Below are 876 nucleotides of genomic sequence, written 5' to 3'. Positions count from 1 at the left end.
ATATAAGATTCCTTCCATTGAGATGTCACAGAAAGAAACACCATATATGCGTTCATTAAGAGAAGCGCGAGTATGATATACGTTTTGCGCAAAACCGATTCATCAATGCCGGCCTGGCGAATCAGCCCGATTTCAAACACGGCCAGAATGACAAGGCCTGCGGCAATGCGGATGGCGTCCTTTTTCCCTTGCCGGCTGTAAAGCTGTTTGAACAGCAAAGACATGATGGGGATTATGTTATTCATGGCCGATCACCTCGAAAAATTCCCGCCGCAGATCGGTCTCCTCTCCAATCGGAATGACCTTTTGGATCTGTTTGTTGTGAAGAATAGCCGCATAATCACAAAATCTTTGCACGACATCGAGCAGATGAGAAGAAAACAAAATGGTCCCGCCTGCTTCACAGTACTCGCGCATTTTCTGATAAAAAACCTCTATCGATTCCACATCCAAACCGACGAGCGGCTCATCCAAAATAAACAGGGGAGCGCGCAGCAATAAGCCTGTCATCAATACAACCTTTTGCCTGTTCCCCAAGGAAAGCTCCGAAATTCTCCTGTTGATGTATTTCGAAAAATGAAAGGCCTCGGCCAAACTGGCAAACTGCTGCTCTGAAAAATCCTTTTGATAAAGCGAATGGACGAAAGACACATAGTCCTTCGCCGTAATTTCTGTAAATAGCAGCGGATAATCGGCGGCGAAGTAACGGTGAGTCTTCAGCTGATCTGATGTTTTCTGCGGCATGCCGGCCTCCGCTTCAATTCCGCACAGTGTAAAGCGCCCGCTGAAATTGCGGTTCACGCCTGTCAGCGTATTAATCAGTGTCGTTTTTCCGGCGCCGTTTACCCCAAGCAACCCGTAAACGGCGCCTTTTTC

At 47.5% G+C, this 876-nt stretch carries 1 protein-coding gene and 1 pseudogene; both read right to left on the bottom strand.

The genetic code is table 11. The annotated features are described in order from the left end of the window. A pseudogene (locus tag ACWHAR_RS24810) lies at positions 1-245 on the bottom strand (bacteriocin biosynthesis protein AlbD); the annotation flags it as partial. Continuing rightward, positions 238-876: ATP-binding cassette domain-containing protein (locus ACWHAR_RS24805; RefSeq protein ID WP_452088148.1), on the bottom strand; the 639-nt coding region annotated here is incomplete at its 5' end. The pseudogene ACWHAR_RS24810 and the gene ACWHAR_RS24805, both read right to left, overlap by 8 nt.

The organism is Bacillus sp. LR--39, from assembly GCF_053613335.1.
This window is presented reverse-complemented; position numbering and strand designations above follow the sequence as displayed.